This window comes from Nonomuraea sp. NPDC050022 (assembly GCF_044460705.1).
Taxonomy (GTDB): domain Bacteria; phylum Actinomycetota; class Actinomycetes; order Streptosporangiales; family Streptosporangiaceae; genus Nonomuraea.
In genome coordinates, this window is the sequence record NZ_JBITKE010000010.1 from 1 (window position 1) to 14,337 (window position 14,337).

Consider the following 14,337-nt stretch of genomic DNA (forward strand, 5'->3'; position numbering starts at 1 on the left):
ACCCGGTTACATTCCGAACCCGGAAGTTAAGCTTCCCAGCGCCGATGGTACTGCACTCGGGAGGGTGTGGGAGAGTAGGTCACCGCCGGACAATCGTTGAACACGGGGAAGGGCTCCACGCATGACGCGTGGGGCCCTTTTTCGCGTTGTGGGGCCTTACGCGTGGCGCGTGGGGCTCTTCTCTGCGTTGTGGGGCCTTCCGCGTTGCGCGCGTGGGCCCTTCTTCTGCGTTCCGGGTCGTTCGCGGAGGTCGGGCGCGGGCCCTTCTTTTGCGTTGACGCGGTGTACTGGGAACGGCAGCGTGACCGCCAAGTCCAACAGCGGCTACGCGGGTGGCAGCTTCGGCTACAAGGCCGGCAAGTTCGATTGTTCCGACCCCGGCAAGCCGGCCAATGCCTACGCCTATGCGTACGACACGATGTCTATGCCTGCGCCTGACGCCTACGACACGATGCCGGGGCGCTACTCGGCTCGCGTCCTCATCCAGATCGAGTAGGCCGTGTTGTGAGCTGCGTCGTGCTGTGAATGTACGACTGACAGGGCCGACCTGGCGCATCCGGGTCGGCCCCACTGTGTGGACGGCTGCATTCGCGGTTGCGTGCGGGGCTGGCCCGCCACGCTTGCGGCGGTGGGTTGTCACACTCCGACGTCTGTCTCGGTCAGCTGTCCCCGCCTATTCCTTCTCCCCTTGTGTGGCCGCCGCTTGTGTGGTCCCGGGGCGCCGTGCTCGGGCGCTCGGACGCGGCTTCGCGGGCGCAGGGAAGCAGCGGAAGGGAGGCGGCGCCGGGGATAGTGATCAGGACGCGGCGCCGGGGATAGTGATCAGGACGGGGATCCGCGCGTACATTCCTGCTGGAACCGGTTTCCTGCTGGAACCGGTTTGGTGGAGCGTGCCGGTGGGGTGGCGTCCGAGAGTCAGCCGGTCTGATCATCGGGTCGGACCGATCGGCGTTCCCAGGCCAGGGCCGCGACCACACCGATGGCATAGGCGACCAGGTCCCATGGGTCGGGGAACGCGCCGACCAGGACACCGCCGATGCCCGGCGGGGTAATGCCGACTATTTGGTAGAACTCGACGGCGGCGGCGATCGCGGCCGTGGCCAGGGTGCGGCGTGCGGCGGTGGTGCGCCACAGCAGCCCCAAGAACGCATAGACCAGCATGGTGGCGCCGACGTCGCTCACGTAACCGCGAATGAACGGTTGTCCCGGGCCCCGGTAGAAGAGGGTGAACGCGCCGACGGCGAGGGCGATGCCACCCAGAAGGACCATGGCGCGGCGCATGAGATTGACATCTTCCCCGAATCTCAACGATCAGGACGAACTGATCATAGAGCTCGTCCCTTATGGTGGCATGCTGATTGCGTCAGGTCAGCGACCGCGCTGGAGTGCCATGGCTGATCCAGCCAGGCCTCGCACCGCTCGATCTCATCGCCGATGCCCTCATCCCACATCCATGCGCAGCGATCACCCCGTTCCTCGGCTCTCTGCTCCATCAGAGACCACGCCCGCCGGGTCCGCAGTGCGAACACCTCGATGAGCCGGGAACGGTCGACGTCTGACATCCGTAGGCGTCGGCCAGGATCCGGCAGCGGCGCGGCACGTCCATCACCATCCTGACCTGTCCGCCCACCCAGACGCCGCATGACCGCCCGCCTGGATCATGCTGTGCGCCCACCTGGAGAAGTTCCTGACCGTGCACACGAACCGACGCGACCGCATCGCCCATGTGGGTGCCCCTGCGCGGAGCAATGCGCGTTCACACCGCAAGCGTTCCGTGGAGTCGTGCGTACACCTCGATCTCGAAGCGCATGCGGGGATCGGAGAGGCCGCACACGAGCATCGTCGCCGCCGGTCGGATCTCGCCGAAGTAGCGGCGGAGGGTTGGCCAGCACGGCTCGAAGTCCTCCCGGTCGGGCAGCAGGTAGCGGACCCGGACGACGTCGGCGAACGTACAGCCTGCTTCCATCAACGCGGTCCCGACGTTGCGCAGGCACTGCTCGGCCTGTTCGACCACGTCGTCGGAGATCGTCATGGTCGCGTAGTCGAACCCGGTGGTCCCAGAGACGTGGACCCAGTCGCCGTCCACTACGGCTCGGGCATATCCGATCTGTTCCTCGAAGGTGGAGCCGCTGAAGATCGCGCGTCGTGCTTCTGTCATACGCCGAACCGTAGGCGAACTGCCGTGATACGTCTAAGACTTCTCAGCGAATGATGTGATATCTCTGCGCGTATGGAACGTCCTCAGCTCGCGCTGCATCAGCTCTACGCGTTCGCCGTTCTGGCCGAGGAACTGCACTTCGGGCGGGCCGCCGTACGGCTGGGTGTCGCGCAGCCGCCCTTGAGTCAGCAGATCAGGCGGCTGGAGGAGAGGGTGGGGCATCCGCTGTTCGAGCGAAGGGCCGGCGGGGTCGTTCTGACGTCGGCGGGGCACGAACTGCTGCCTGCCGCTCGGCGTGCGCTCGGCGAGATCGCGGACGGCCTGGAGGCGGCGCGGCGCGTCGGTGGGGGAGAGGCCGGGCGCATTCGGGTCGGGTTCGCGGCGTCGCTGGCATTGACGATTCTGCCGGGGATTCTGCGGGCCTATCGGGATCGCTATCCCGCGGTCGAGATGGAGATCAGGGAGATGACGACGGCGCCGCAGGTGGCCGCGCTCCTGGAGCGTTCGATCGACGTCGGGCTCCTGCGGGAGCCGCCTGACGATCCGGGGCTGGCCGCTGAGGTTGTGCTTTCGGAGGAGTTCGTGGTGGTTCTGCCGGTTGGTCATGTTCTTGCCAGTCGGCGGGTGGTTCCTGTCGCGGCGCTGGCGGAGGAGCCGTTCGTGCTGCTGAACCGGGACGCGGGGCCGACGGTTCACGATCGGATCGTGGGTCTGTGCCGGTCGGTGGGGTTCGAGCCGCGCATCGGTCAGTACGCGGTGGAGTGGGCGACGGTCTCCGCGCTGGTCGAGGCGGGGCTCGGGGTGTCTCTTGCCCCGGCGAGCGTGCGGCGGATCAGGCTCAAGGGGGTGGCCTATCGCCGGATCGAGCCGGACAGCGCGCGCACCACGGTGGCCATGTGCTGGCGGCGGGATGATGCGAATCCGCTGGTTGCTCGGTTTCTGGACGTGGGTAGAGAGAGCCTCCCCGGCCCGCGTTAGTGTTACATGCCTTGATGCGTACATACGCCATGAGGTATGTTGGCTGGTATGAGCGATGTGATCTGGGCGGCTCTCGTGGATCCCCATCGGCGAGCGGTGCTCGATCTGCTGCGTGAGCGTGATCGGTCGGTCACGGAGCTGGTCGACGAGCTCGGTGTCACCCAGCCGACCGCCTCCAAGCATCTCCGGGTGCTCCGGGCGGCGGGGCTGGTCCGGGTGCGCAAGGACGCGCAGCGTCGCATCTACGCGATCGATCTGGAGCCGATCGCCGAGCTCGATCAGTGGCTGGCCCCGTACCGGCGGCTCTGGAACGACCGGCTCGACACCCTCGGGCGTCACCTCGATGAGATGGGCACAGGCGACCGACATAGGTAAGCAGACATAGGCAAGGAGTCATGATGGACCGCGGAACATACGTCGAGATCGACGGCCGGCCGGCCGTGCGCTTCCAGCGCACGTACCCCCACCCGATCGAGCGGGTGTGGCAAGCGGTGACCGAGCCGGGCGAGCTGATTCACTGGTTCCCGCAGAACGTGACGATGGACGCGCGGGAAGGCGGGAAGATCGAGTTCTCCGGCGACCCGCATATGGACAGCATCACCGGCACCATCCTGGTCTGGGATCCGCCGCGGTGCTTCGCCTTCACGTGGGGCGGTGACGAGCTGCGGCTGGAGCTGGCGCCCGATGGTGCTGGTGGGTGTACGTTCACGCTGGTCAACGTGATCCAGGCGCAGGACGCGGCGGCGCGCAACGCGGCAGGATGGGCGGTGTGCCTGGCCGAGCTGGACAAGGTCGTGGCCGGGCAACCGGCCGACGGGCCGCACGGCAAGAGCGCCGAGTCATGGCGTGAGCACTACGACGCCTATGTCGCGGACGGCCTGCCGTCGGGTGCCGAGATTCCTCAATAGTGCCCTAGCCTGGCCCTTCGTCCGCCGGGAGGGCTTCCCTGTTGCACGAGTGATCGGCCGCGCCCTCGTCGATGAGGTCCTCGTACACGCCGACCTTGTAGTTGATCAGGTCCATGCACTCGCTGAGGTTCGCCATCTGGGTGACCAGATACTCGCGGTGCCGTCTCAGCAGGGCGAGCCGTTCCGTCTCGTTCCCCGCGCCCTCCCTGACGAGCTCGGTGTAGCGGCGGATCGCCGCCAGGGGCATGTCGGAGGCGCGCAGGACCATGCACAAGGTCAGCCACTCGATGTCCTGCTCGCTGTAGACGCGGTTCCCGCCGGCTCCGCGGCGCACCGGACTGTGCAGGATGCCCTCGCGCTCGTAGAAGCGCAGCGTGTGAACGCTCAACCCGGTCCGCTCCGCGACCTGCCCAATGCTCAAAATATCCGGCATGTCGTCCAGGTTAGGGCTTGATCTAGAGTCGACTCCAGATCCTAGGATGCCGCGCATGACCATGCGTTACCGCACTCTCGGCGGCACTGGCATAGAAGTAAGCGTCCACTGTCTCGGCGCGATGATGTTCGGTGCTGTCGGCAACAAGGACCGCGATGACTGTGTCCGCATCATTCACACCGCGCTCGACCGGGGGATCAACTTCATCGACACCGCGGACATGTACTCCGCGGGTGAGTCCGAAGAGATCGTCGGCAAGGCGCTCGAGGGACGCCGCGACGATGTCGTGCTCGCCACCAAGGTGCACTTTCCCATGGGGGAGGGCCGCAACCGGAGCGGCAATTCGCGGCGCTGGATCGTCAAGGAGGTCGAGGAGAGCCTGCGGCGCCTGCGGACCGACTGGATCGACCTCTACCAGGTGCATCGCCCTGACCACACGACCGACATCGAGGAGACGCTCTCCGCGCTGACCGACCTGGTACGCGCGGGGAAGATCCGCGCCTTCGGCTGCTCGACCTTTCCGGCCGACGAGATCGTCGAGGCGTATCACGTCGCCGAGCGCCGGGGGCTCCAGAGGTTCAGGACCGAGCAGCCGCCCTATTCGCTGCTCGCCCGGGGGATCGAAGCCTCGGTGCTGCCGGTCTGCCAGCGGTTTGGGATGGGGGTGCTGACCTGGAGCCCGCTTGCGTCCGGCTTCCTGAGCGGCAGGTACAGGAAGGGGCAGGCCATCGATCTCACCACCGGCCGTGCCTCGCTCACGCCGGCCCGGTTCGACCCCTCGATCCCTGGGAACGTGGCCAAGTTCGACGCGGTGGAGGAATTGGCCGAGGTCGCGGACGGTCTCGGATGCTCGCTGCCGGAGCTCGCCGTGGCCTTCTGCGCGGCGCATCCTGGGGTCACGTCGGTCATCACTGGGCCGAGGACCATGGAGCAGTTGGAGTCGTTGCTGAAGGGGGCCTCGCTCACGCTCGACGACGCGGTTCTTGACCGGATCGACGAGATTGTGCCGCCGGGGACCAACGTCTACCACCCGGACGGCGCCTGGACCCCGCCGACGCTGTCGGACCCCGCCCGGCGTCGGCGGCCGCTGGTGGAGCGTGCGGCGGGTTGATGGGTCGCAGGACCCTGAAGGGCCGTTGTCTGGTGCGCCGGCGATCTGGGTGGGCGCGGCTGGGCCGTGCTCGCCTGCCTGGCCGTGCTCGCCTGGCTGGTGCGGTGACCGCTGGATCCCCGGGTGGTCCGTCACACGACCGTCTCTAGTCCTGTGAACGTTCGTGGTGGCTGGGGTCCCTTGAAGGAATACCCCCTTCGGGGGGTGGAAGAGACGGTCCGTCATGGTTGGTGTCCCTGAGGAGGGATTCCTCTTCCCGGGGACGGAAGGGGGCGGTCCGTGATGGTTGGGGTCCCTGGGCGGGATATCCCCTTCCAAAGGACGGAAGGAAATGGTCCGTCGTGGTTGGTGTCCCTGAGGAGGGATTCCCCCCTTCCGAGGGGTGGAAGGAAACAGTCCGTCGTGGCCGGGGTCCCCGAGGAGGGATTCCCCCTTCGGGGAAGCGAAAGAAGGCGGTCCGTGGTGGCTGGGGTCATACCCGCTTCGGGGTAGCGGGGGCGCGGTCCGTGGTGGTTGGGGTCCTGGGTGGGCCGTCCCCTTCCGGGGGTGGAAGGGGACGGCCCGTCAGGTCGGGGTCTCTTCGTAAGACGGGTGGGTGGTTACTTCGGCAGGACCAGGAGGGCGTCGCCGACGCCGCGCTCCACCCCGTCGGACGGGCGGTTGACCAGCTTGTTGCCCACCACCATCGCGGTGGAGCCGCCGCCGTCCAGGTTGACCGCCTGCTTGGCGCCCAGCCAGCGCATGAACTGGGCCGCCTCGACGAAGTTGGCCCCCACCGACACGCCGGGCTGCCGGCCGTCGATGGTCGCCAGGATCAGGCTGCCGTTGCGGGTGGTGCCCAGCAGTGTGCGCGGGTGGCGGCGGAGGATCATGTTCACGGAGTCGTGGCCGTCGCGCTTGGCGGTGATCTTGACCTGGCCGTTCCTGACCAGGCCGACGTTGCCGCCGATGACGCTCAGGTCGGGGGTCAGCTTGAGGGCCTTGCCAGCCCGTACGTCCACGACTTTGGTGTCGATCTTGACGGTTCCGCCTTCCGCCGCGTGCGCGTTCAGCCATTCGGCGGCGATTCCGGCGGAGCCGTGCAGGACCCGGGACCCGGCCGGTACCTCGGCGCCCGGCGCGCGTAGTGCCACGACCTTGTCGTTGGCGTCGAGCACGGCGTCGGCGCCGTTGTCCGTGGGCGTCTTGGCGCCGTACTCCGCGGTGTAGAGGATCAGCTCGTCCGCCGCCGCGGCGCGGTTGACGCCGTTGACCACCAGCTTCTGGCCGTCCTGCGCGATCGCGGTCACGGTCGACTTGAGCTCGGTGATGCGGGCCGTGCGGCCCTTGAGCACGACGGCGGAGCGGCCCGGTACGGCCTCGCTGAGCAGTCGACCACCGACCACCGAGATGCCGACGGGCTCGCCGCGCAGGTTCTTGGCGGTGTGGATGTTGAAGAAGCCGCCGTTCACGGCCGCGAGCGCCTTGTTGGCCTTGGCCATCGAGGAGACGGTCTCGCGGGCGGCGACGCTGGTGCCGAGCGTGGAGGTGTACGAGCCGCGGAACTTCCTGGCGTCGATCATGACCACCTTGACGTCCCAGGGTCCGGTGGTCTTCATGCCGTCGTCGCCGACGTAGTCGACCCTGACCTTCAGACCGGCGTCCTTGAGCTTCTTGGCCGTCTCGGCGGCCTTGTCCTTCTCCTCAAACTTCCAGAGGCCGACCCGCACCATGTAGACGGTCTGGGCGTCGGCGTCGGCGACCTTCGGCCGGACGACCTTCTGCAGGCTGGCCGTCTCGCCCGTGGCCTCGACCTCGGCGACCTTGGCCTCGGCTGTCTGCTGCATGCCATAGTCGCGGCCGCTCGGCATCAGGACCGTGACGGTGAAGCCGTCGGTCGCCTTGCCCGCCTTCACATTCCAGAGGTCGATGCCCGGCGCCACGCTGGTCATCGTCTTGGCCGGTACGGCCGGCACGCCCAGCGGGAACTTGGCCGAGGGGAACGAGACCGAAACCTGCTCGGCGGCTGCGCTGGGGACAGCCGTCGCCGTGAGGACCGTGGCTAGCGAGAAGCCGACGGCGAGGGTGCGTCGAGACATGAAAACTCCAGAGGGCGGGCAAAGGAACCGACCCATCCTGGCGAGATCATGGTGGCGGAGGCGGGGAAACACGCTAAACGGTCTGAGAGGTTACAAGATTGACATCCCTCGGGGGATTTTCCTGCGCGCACTGTGGGCGCGGCGTTACCGTGCGGTAGGCCGCGACCGAGCGGCGTACCAGTCCGAGAGGCAGCCGTGATGGGGCTGAGCATCCTCCTTGTGATCATCGCGAGCGTGGTTCTGGGGTTCATCCTGGGCGCGTTCGTCACCCGTCCGCGCGGATGGGTGATGTATTCCGACGACCGGACCCGCCCCGTCGTGACGCGCGATCCTCACGAGTGACAACGAGCCGGCGCAAGCCGCACAGCTTCTGGGTTCTGTGCGGCTTGCGCCTACCCCTACAACTACAAGTGCGCTGACCCATACAATGGGGCGCATGACACGCATCAGCATGTGGTGGCGGCCGACAGACGGCCGCTGATCTCCGCATGCTCGGGCCGTCCTCAGGACGGGCCCGGTGCGTGGGTTCTTCTTCGGGACGGCATGACCTGAAGAAAGGAACCCATGATGGACCACATCGTGCTCACCGGAGACCGCCCGACAGGGCCGCTCCACCTGGGCCACTACTTCGGCACGCTGGCCAACCGCGTCGCCCTGCAGAACGTCCATCCGATGTACGTGCTGGTCGCCGACTATCAGGTGATCACCGATCGGGATCTTCCCGGCGCGATCCAGCAGAACATCACCAGCTTGGTCCTCGACTACCTCGCCATCGGGCTCGACCCCGCGAAGGTGACGATCTTCCAGCACAGCGCGATCCCAGAGCTGAACCAGCTGCTGCTGCCCTTCCTCAGCCTGGTGTCCGTGGCCGAGTTGAGCCGCAACCCGACCGTCAAGGACGAGATCGCGCACAGTACGCAGCAGGCGGTCAACGGCCTGATGTTCACCTATCCGGTGCATCAGGCGGCCGACATTCTGTTCTGCAAGGGCACGCTGGTGCCGGTCGGCAAGGATCAGCTGCCGCACGTTGAGGTGACACGGTTGGTGGCGCGGCGCTTCAACGAGCGCTACGGGCCCGTCTTCCCGCTGCCGGAGGCCATGATGGGCGCGCGGCCGCTGCTCAAGGGTCTCGACGGCGGCAAGATGAGCAAGAGCCGGGGCAACGCGATAGCCCTGTCCGCCACAGAGGACGAGACGGCCGCGCTGATCCGCGCGGCCCGTACCGACTCCGAGCGGCTCATCACCTTCGACGAGGCGAATCGGCCGGAGGTGGCGAATCTGCTCACCCTGGCCGGTCTCTGCCTCGGCCGCGCGCCCGAGTCCATCGCCGAGGAGATCGGGAACGGCGGGGCCGCCACACTGAAACGGCTGGTCACGGAGGCCGTCAACGAGTTCCTCCGCCCGATGAGGAAGCGCCGCCTTGAGTACTCGGCGGCCGATGCCAGGCAGGTGCTGACGGACGGCAATGAGCGCGCCCGTGAGCGGGCGATCGTCACCCTCGGGGAGGTGCGGGCGGCGATGGGCTTCTGACGGGCAAGGGCGACCGGCTTCTGGCGGGCAGGTACGAGCGGCGTTGGGCTTCTAGCGGGTAGGTACGAAGCGCGGGGCTTTGGCGATGGCCAGTTCGGTGGCCGGGGATCTCAGGGGGCGGCGGTGCCGCGGTCTGGTGAAGCCGGCCTCCCTGAGCAGGCGGGCCACTTCCTTGTAGTCACGTATCCGGCCGCCGCCCGCCACCAGGTAGTTGAGGTGGAGCAGATGGAGCAGGGTGCGGCTGGCCCGGCCCGGCATGAGGCTGTCACCGAACTGGTCGCCGATCGCGATCGTGCCGCTGGGGTTGAGCGCCTTTGCCAGCCGCGCCAGCAGGGTGACCACCTCCTGGTCGTCGAGACAGTGCATGACGTTGAACAGCAGGATCACGTCGTACCCGCCGCCCAGGTCCTCGTCGAGGAACGAGCCGGCCCGCAGCGTCAGCCGGGGGTGGGCCGCCGCCGAGGCGAGGGCCTCGGGCAGGTCGATCACGGTGCTCCGCAGTCCCGGGTGCCGCCGCAGCAGCTCTACGCTGTAAAGGGCATGGCCGCCGCCCACGTCCAGCATCCGCGTGGCGCCCGCGGGGACCGGGATGGCGGCCGCGATGGCGGGAGCCTGGCGGCCGGCCACGGCGGCGGTCCACGCCTGGAACGAGCGCGACAGCTCGGGCTCGCTCTCCGTCAGCGCGTACAGCGAGGTGACGGGCGATCCGTCACGTACGGTCCGTTCGAGCTGGGGCCAGATCACGCAGGCGGTGCGCTCCCAGAAGTACAGGCCCTCGGCCAGGCAGGCGGGGGAGTCGGAGGTGAGCCAGACGCGCGCCGTGCGGGTCAGCCGGTAGCGGCCGCGTCTGGCGCGCAGGTAGCCGAGACCGGCCAGCCCGCGCAGCAGCACGTCCGTCGCGTGCGGGTCCAGGCCGAGCGATCGCGCGAGGTCGGCGGCGGTCGCGGGGCCGCCGCGCAGGGCGTCGAAGAGGCCGAGCCGCATCCCCGCGATCAGCGCGTGCAGGCCCATGACGCCGAAGTAGTCGAGCATCGGGGGCAGGATTGACAGGCGGTGCGCCGCCGCTTCCAGGGGATTGCCGAATAAGGGCACATCGCGACGGTAAGCCGAAATGCTATCTGCTGTCCCGGCGGAACGACTCCAGCGCCAGCAGTGCCACGTGCAGGGACAGGCACGACTCGACGTCGTCCAGGTCGGTGTCGAGGATGCGTTCGAGGCGGCGCAGCCGGTCGTAGAAGGCGGGCCTGGACAGGTGGGCCTTCTGGGCGGCCACCGCCTTGTTGCGTCCCGCGTCCAGATAGATGCGCAGGATGCGGGCCAGGTCGCCGCCGCGCTGCGCGTCGTGCGCCAGCAGCGGTCCGAGCTCCCGCTCGGCGAACGTCTGCAGCCTGGCGTCGTCGCGCAGCAGGTGGAGCAGCCCGCGCAGGCGCAGGTCGGGCAGCCGGTAGAAGGCCCGGCCGTCGGGCTGCCGGACGGCGACGTCGGCCACCTGCTCGGCTTCGAGGAAGCTGCGGCGTACGTCCCTGATCGACTCCACCACCGAGCCCGAGGCCAGGACGAACGCGGCGCCGGGCTTCCACAGGACGCGCAGCCGATCGGCGAGCGCCGTCAGCGCGGGCTCGGCGCCCGAGCGCGGGGGCAGGGGGAGCAGGACGCCGACGCGGTCCTGGTCGAGCGCGCCCACGAGGGCGGGCAGCCGGGCGTCGCGGCAGGCGGCGGCGGTGGCCTCGGCCAGCTCGCCGAGCTGCGCCTGCCCGTCGAGCGCCTGCTCGACGGGCTCGGTCGGCCGGATGACGACGCTGACCAGCTTGCGGCCGGTGAGCGGCACGCCCACGGCGCGGGCGCGGGCCGCGGCCTCGTCCGGATCGGCGTAGGCGTGGGTGAGGATGCCGGTGATGATCGTGCCGTGCGCCTGGCGTTCGAGGGACTCCTGGTGGCGTTCGAGCAGGCGGCCCAGGGCGAGCGTGGTGGCGGCGCGCTCGGCGAGCACCAGGTCGCGGGGCGACGGCGGGCTCTCGCAGAGCAGGATCAGCCGGCCCCAGTCTTGCCCGCGCGCGCCGACCGTGGTGACCAGCCAGCCGGAGGCGGCGTCGTAGGCGGTCCGCTCGGCCGGTGCGACCGCGCGCGACCTGCTCTCCCAGCCGGCCAGCAGCGCGCCGGCGTCGCGGCCCGCGGACTCGCAGGCCAGCACCTGGTGGGCGAGGTTCTCCAGCAGGACCGGTCGGGTGGACAGCCGGGCCACCTGGACGAGCACCTCGGCGGGTGAGGCGCCCTCCACGGACAACTCGGTGAAGACCTCGTGCAGCTGCTCGGAGGCGCGCAGCTCCTCCAGCTGGATGTCGATGATCCGCTCGTGCACGGACTCGGTGATCTGCACGAACGGCGTCTCGCGGGTCAGCACGATCAGCGGCAGCCCGTGCTCCTCCGCCGTCTTGACCACCGCGCGGGGGAGCTCGCGGACGAATCGGCGGCCCAGCTCGACGATCAGCCCGGAGGCGCCGACGGCGGACAGCTCACCGATGTAGTCGGCGAGCTTCTCCGGGTCCTCGGGCAGCGCCACTCCCGTGGTGAGCACCAGCTCCCCGCCACGGAGCAGGTGGGCGATGTCGGCGATCTCGCCGACGTGCACCCACCGCACCTTGGTGTCCAGCCGGTCGCCGCCCGCGACCACGCGCGGGTTACCGCGGCGGACGGTGTCCAGGGCTAGGACGTCGGCGATGGTCGGAAGCACGCGCCCGAGCCTAGCCGATCAGCCTGTAAGATCGGATAGGTACCCATTTACAGAGTGCCGGTCACGAGCCCAGCTCGTCCTCCCTGAACTCCTGGGCGGCCTCCCGCTCCCGCAACTCCACTCGCCGGATCTTGCCGGAGATGGTCTTGGGCAACTCACCGAACTCCAGCCTGCGCACGCGCTTGTACGCCGCCAGTTCGCGCCGCGAGTGCTGGAAGATGGAGCGGGCCGTCGCCTCGTCCGCCTCGAATCCGGGCGCCAGCGTCACGTAAGCCTTGGGTACGGCCAGACGCACCGGATCGGGCGCGGGCACCACGGCCGCCTCCGCGACGGCCTCATGCTCCAGGAGTACGCTCTCCAGCTCGAAGGGCGAGATGCGGTAGTCGGAGGCTTTGAAGACGTCGTCGGTCCTGCCGACGTAGGTGATGTAGCCGTCGCCGTCACGGGTCGCGACATCGCCCGTGTGGTAGTAACCGCCCCGCATCGCTTCACTAGATCCACCGACATATCCGGACATGAGGCCGAGGGGGCGGTCAGTCAGCGGCAGGCAGATCTCGCCGTCGTCGCCCACCTCGCCGGTGATCGGGTCGAGCAGCACGACGTCGTAGCCGGGCAGCGGCCGGCCCATCGACCCCGGCTTGACCGGCTCGCCGGGCACGTTGCCCACCTGGGCGGTGGTCTCGGTCTGGCCGTAGCCGTCCCTGATCGTCAGCCCCCACGCCTTGGCGACCTGGTCGATGATCTCCGGGTTGAGCGGCTCGCCCGCCGCGACGGCCGTACGCAGGGGCAGCCGCCAGGAAGCCAGGTCCTCCTGGATGAGCATCCGCCACACGGTCGGCGGCGCGCAGAACGTGGTGACCCGCTCGTCGCGCAGCACCTCCAGCAGGGCGACGGCGGAGAAACGCTGGTAGTCGTGGATCAGCACGGTGGCGCCCGCGTTCCACGGCGCGAACACGTTGCTCCACGCGTGCTTGGCCCAGCCGGGCGAGGACACATTGAGGTGCACGTCGCCGGGCTGGAGCCCGATCCAGAACATGGTCGACAGGTGGCCCGCCGGATAGGAGGCGTGCGTGTGCTCGACCAGCTTGGGCTGCGAGGTCGTGCCCGAGGTGAAGTAGAGCAGCAGCGTGTCGCCGGCCCGGGTCGGCCCGTCAGGGGAGAAGTCCGCGGCCGCTTCGCGGGTCTCGGCGTAGGGCAGCCAGCCGTAGGCGTCGCCGACCGCGATCCTGGTGTAGCCGCCGTCGCCGAACTTGCCCGCGTCGGAGGCGTTCGCGATCACGTGGGAGATGCCGCCGCGTTCGACGCGCTCGACGATGTCCTTGGCGGTCAGCAGGGTCGTGGCCGGGATGATCACCGCGCCCAGCTTCATGGCCGCCAGCAGCGACTCCCACAGCTCGGCCTGGTTGCCCAGCATGAGCAGGATCCGGTCGCCCCGTTGTACGCCCTGCTCGCGCAGCCAGTTGGCCACCTGATTGGAGCGGGCGGACAGCTCGGCGAAAGTGTAGGTGACCTTGCCGACGATCTTCAGCGCGACCGCGTCGGGGGTCTCGGCGGCCAGGACACCGTCGAACCAGTCGAGCGCCCAGTTGAAGTCCGTCAGCTCCGGCCAGCGGAACTCGCGGCGAGCCGTCGGATAGTCGGCTTCGAGGAGGAGGTCACGTGCGGCACGGAAATCGCTCATGTTCGGGATCCTGCTACGTTGCCAGCCGCCTCTCAAGGCCGTCGAGCACCGACACGAGGCCGAAGTCGAAGCACAGCTCGCGCATCGCGCGCGGATCCTCGTAGTCGGTGGCGATGATCGCCTCCGAGAGGTCGGGGTAATCGGCCGCGGCCTTGGCGACGGTCTGGCGGAGCTCGTCCCCGTCGTAGTCGTAGCCCGCCATCGCGGTGTCCCAGGCGACTTCGGGGATCGTCATGCCGAACACGAAGGCGGTGAGCGCCGCGTTGGCGTAGTCGATGTCCGCCCCCGCGAACCCGGCCAGCTTGAACGTCTTGCGCGTCTGGTCGGAGATCATGAGCGCGTTGGGCCCCAGCGCCGGCAGGCGGCCGATGAGGTCGGCCGACCACCGATGCCGCAGGATCACCTGGCGCATGCTGTGGGCCATGACCGAGGCGGCGTCGCGCCAGCCCACCTCCTCGGGGTCGGGGGCCATCATCTCGCCCCAGATCTCGTCGTAGACCAGCTCCAGCAGCTCGTCCTTGTTGGCCACGTACCAGTAGAGGCTGGTCGCCCCCGCGCTGAGCTTCGCCCCGAGCTTGCGCATGCTCAGCCCGGCCAGGCCCTCGTCGTCGAGCAGCTCTATGGCGGCCGCGACGATCTCTGCGCGGCTGCGGCCGGGGCCGGGGCTGGCCGGCTTGCGCTGCTCGCGGAACCACACGGAGTTGTACTGCTTGCTGGTCACGCCTCCAG

At 68.8% G+C, this 14,337-nt stretch carries 15 protein-coding genes and 1 rRNA gene; 8 read left to right on the plus strand and 8 right to left on the minus strand.

The genetic code is table 11. The features are described 5' to 3' along the window. Both rrf and ACIBO2_RS37935 read left to right on the plus strand, forming a co-directional pair. Positions 1-91: ribosomal RNA gene (gene rrf, locus ACIBO2_RS37930) — 5S ribosomal RNA — on the plus strand; the annotation flags it as partial. A gap of 210 nt (positions 92-301) precedes the next feature. Next, positions 302-496 carry a hypothetical protein gene (locus ACIBO2_RS37935; protein WP_397303269.1) on the plus strand — a complete coding sequence of 65 codons (195 nt, stop codon included), beginning with the start codon at positions 302-304 and terminating at the stop codon, positions 494-496. A 419-nt stretch (positions 497-915) separates the two neighbouring features. Here ACIBO2_RS37935 and ACIBO2_RS37940 read toward each other — a convergent pair whose 3' ends face one another. Continuing rightward, a complete protein-coding gene (locus tag ACIBO2_RS37940; protein ID WP_397303272.1) occupies positions 916-1,269 on the minus strand; it encodes a DUF2809 domain-containing protein in 354 nt (117 codons plus the stop codon). Positions 1,270-1,756: 487 nt separating this feature from the next. After that, entirely contained in the window at positions 1,757-2,158 is a 402-nt protein-coding gene (locus tag ACIBO2_RS37945; RefSeq protein WP_358534866.1) for a RidA family protein, read from the minus strand. Positions 2,159-2,230: 72 nt separating this feature from the next. Here ACIBO2_RS37945 and ACIBO2_RS37950 point away from each other — a divergent pair, with 72 nt between their 5' ends. Genes ACIBO2_RS37950 through ACIBO2_RS37960 form a run of 3 tightly spaced genes read left to right on the plus strand, consistent with a single transcriptional unit; the run spans position 2,231 to position 4,044 of the window. Then, positions 2,231-3,136 (plus strand): LysR family transcriptional regulator, encoded by a 906-nt coding sequence (locus ACIBO2_RS37950; RefSeq protein ID WP_358534868.1) that lies wholly within the window; start codon positions 2,231-2,233, stop codon positions 3,134-3,136. A 48-nt stretch (positions 3,137-3,184) separates the two neighbouring features. Further along, complete coding sequence (locus ACIBO2_RS37955; RefSeq protein ID WP_358534870.1) at positions 3,185-3,511, plus strand: metalloregulator ArsR/SmtB family transcription factor; 327 nt, start codon at positions 3,185-3,187, stop codon at positions 3,509-3,511. 20 nt (positions 3,512-3,531) lie between these two features. After that, complete coding sequence (locus ACIBO2_RS37960) at positions 3,532-4,044, plus strand: SRPBCC family protein (protein WP_358534872.1); 513 nt, start codon at positions 3,532-3,534, stop codon at positions 4,042-4,044. 4 nt (positions 4,045-4,048) lie between these two features. On the opposite strand, the gene ACIBO2_RS37965 is transcribed toward ACIBO2_RS37960, so the two are convergent. Further along, positions 4,049-4,477, minus strand: coding sequence for a MerR family transcriptional regulator (locus tag ACIBO2_RS37965; protein ID WP_358534874.1), 429 nt, complete (start codon positions 4,475-4,477; stop codon positions 4,049-4,051). A gap of 55 nt (positions 4,478-4,532) precedes the next feature. Here ACIBO2_RS37965 and ACIBO2_RS37970 point away from each other — a divergent pair, with 55 nt between their 5' ends. After that, complete coding sequence (locus tag ACIBO2_RS37970; protein WP_397303276.1) at positions 4,533-5,588, plus strand: aldo/keto reductase; 1,056 nt, start codon at positions 4,533-4,535, stop codon at positions 5,586-5,588. 599 nt (positions 5,589-6,187) lie between these two features. Here the strand turns inward: ACIBO2_RS37970 and ACIBO2_RS37975 are convergent. Beyond that, positions 6,188-7,666, minus strand: coding sequence for a phosphodiester glycosidase family protein (locus tag ACIBO2_RS37975; RefSeq protein ID WP_358534878.1), 1,479 nt, complete (start codon positions 7,664-7,666; stop codon positions 6,188-6,190). 198 nt (positions 7,667-7,864) lie between these two features. Between ACIBO2_RS37975 and ACIBO2_RS37980 the strand changes: the two genes are divergently transcribed. Together ACIBO2_RS37980 and trpS are read left to right on the plus strand one after the other, a co-directional pair. Next, the gene (locus ACIBO2_RS37980) at positions 7,865-8,008 is read left to right on the plus strand and encodes a hypothetical protein (RefSeq protein WP_397303280.1); all 144 of its coding nucleotides are present in this window, start codon (positions 7,865-7,867) and stop codon (positions 8,006-8,008) included. Positions 8,009-8,233: 225 nt separating this feature from the next. Beyond that, positions 8,234-9,196, plus strand: coding sequence for a tryptophan--tRNA ligase (gene trpS, locus ACIBO2_RS37985; protein ID WP_397303804.1), 963 nt, complete (start codon positions 8,234-8,236; stop codon positions 9,194-9,196). A gap of 51 nt (positions 9,197-9,247) precedes the next feature. Here the strand turns inward: trpS and ACIBO2_RS37990 are convergent, their stop codons facing one another. The 4 genes from ACIBO2_RS37990 to ACIBO2_RS38005 all read right to left on the minus strand — a co-directional run bounded on the left by ACIBO2_RS37990 (position 9,248) and on the right by ACIBO2_RS38005 (position 14,329). After that, positions 9,248-10,288 (minus strand): methyltransferase, encoded by a 1,041-nt coding sequence (locus ACIBO2_RS37990; protein ID WP_397303282.1) that lies wholly within the window; start codon positions 10,286-10,288, stop codon positions 9,248-9,250. 22 nt (positions 10,289-10,310) lie between these two features. Then, positions 10,311-11,927, minus strand: a complete 1,617-nt coding sequence (locus ACIBO2_RS37995; RefSeq protein WP_358534886.1) for a PucR family transcriptional regulator ligand-binding domain-containing protein — start codon at positions 11,925-11,927, stop codon at positions 10,311-10,313. Between the two features lie 61 nt (positions 11,928-11,988). After that, positions 11,989-13,608 (minus strand): AMP-binding protein, encoded by a 1,620-nt coding sequence (locus ACIBO2_RS38000; RefSeq protein ID WP_358534888.1) that lies wholly within the window; start codon positions 13,606-13,608, stop codon positions 11,989-11,991. A 13-nt stretch (positions 13,609-13,621) separates the two neighbouring features. Further along, positions 13,622-14,329 (minus strand): TetR/AcrR family transcriptional regulator, encoded by a 708-nt coding sequence (locus tag ACIBO2_RS38005; RefSeq protein WP_397303286.1) that lies wholly within the window; start codon positions 14,327-14,329, stop codon positions 13,622-13,624. Between the last annotated feature and the right edge of the window lie 8 nt (positions 14,330-14,337).

Bases quoted from the DNA above. Each gene is read 5' to 3' on its own strand.
- ACIBO2_RS37940 (WP_397303272.1), bottom strand. From the start codon at position 1,269: ATGGTCCTTCTGGGTGGCATCGCCCTCGCCGTCGGCGCGTTCACCCTC.
- ACIBO2_RS37945 (WP_358534866.1), bottom strand. From the start codon at position 2,158: ATGACAGAAGCACGACGCGCGATCTTCAGCGGCTCCACCTTCGAGGAA.
- ACIBO2_RS37950 (WP_358534868.1), top strand. From the start codon at position 2,231: ATGGAACGTCCTCAGCTCGCGCTGCATCAGCTCTACGCGTTCGCCGTT.
- ACIBO2_RS37955 (WP_358534870.1), top strand. From the start codon at position 3,185: ATGAGCGATGTGATCTGGGCGGCTCTCGTGGATCCCCATCGGCGAGCG.
- ACIBO2_RS37960 (WP_358534872.1), top strand. From the start codon at position 3,532: ATGATGGACCGCGGAACATACGTCGAGATCGACGGCCGGCCGGCCGTG.
- ACIBO2_RS37965 (WP_358534874.1), bottom strand. From the start codon at position 4,477: ATGCCGGATATTTTGAGCATTGGGCAGGTCGCGGAGCGGACCGGGTTG.
- ACIBO2_RS37970 (WP_397303276.1), top strand. From the start codon at position 4,533: ATGACCATGCGTTACCGCACTCTCGGCGGCACTGGCATAGAAGTAAGC.
- ACIBO2_RS37975 (WP_358534878.1), bottom strand. From the start codon at position 7,666: ATGTCTCGACGCACCCTCGCCGTCGGCTTCTCGCTAGCCACGGTCCTC.
- ACIBO2_RS37980 (WP_397303280.1), top strand. From the start codon at position 7,865: ATGGGGCTGAGCATCCTCCTTGTGATCATCGCGAGCGTGGTTCTGGGG.
- trpS (WP_397303804.1), top strand. From the start codon at position 8,234: ATGGACCACATCGTGCTCACCGGAGACCGCCCGACAGGGCCGCTCCAC.
- ACIBO2_RS38000 (WP_358534888.1), bottom strand. From the start codon at position 13,608: ATGAGCGATTTCCGTGCCGCACGTGACCTCCTCCTCGAAGCCGACTAT.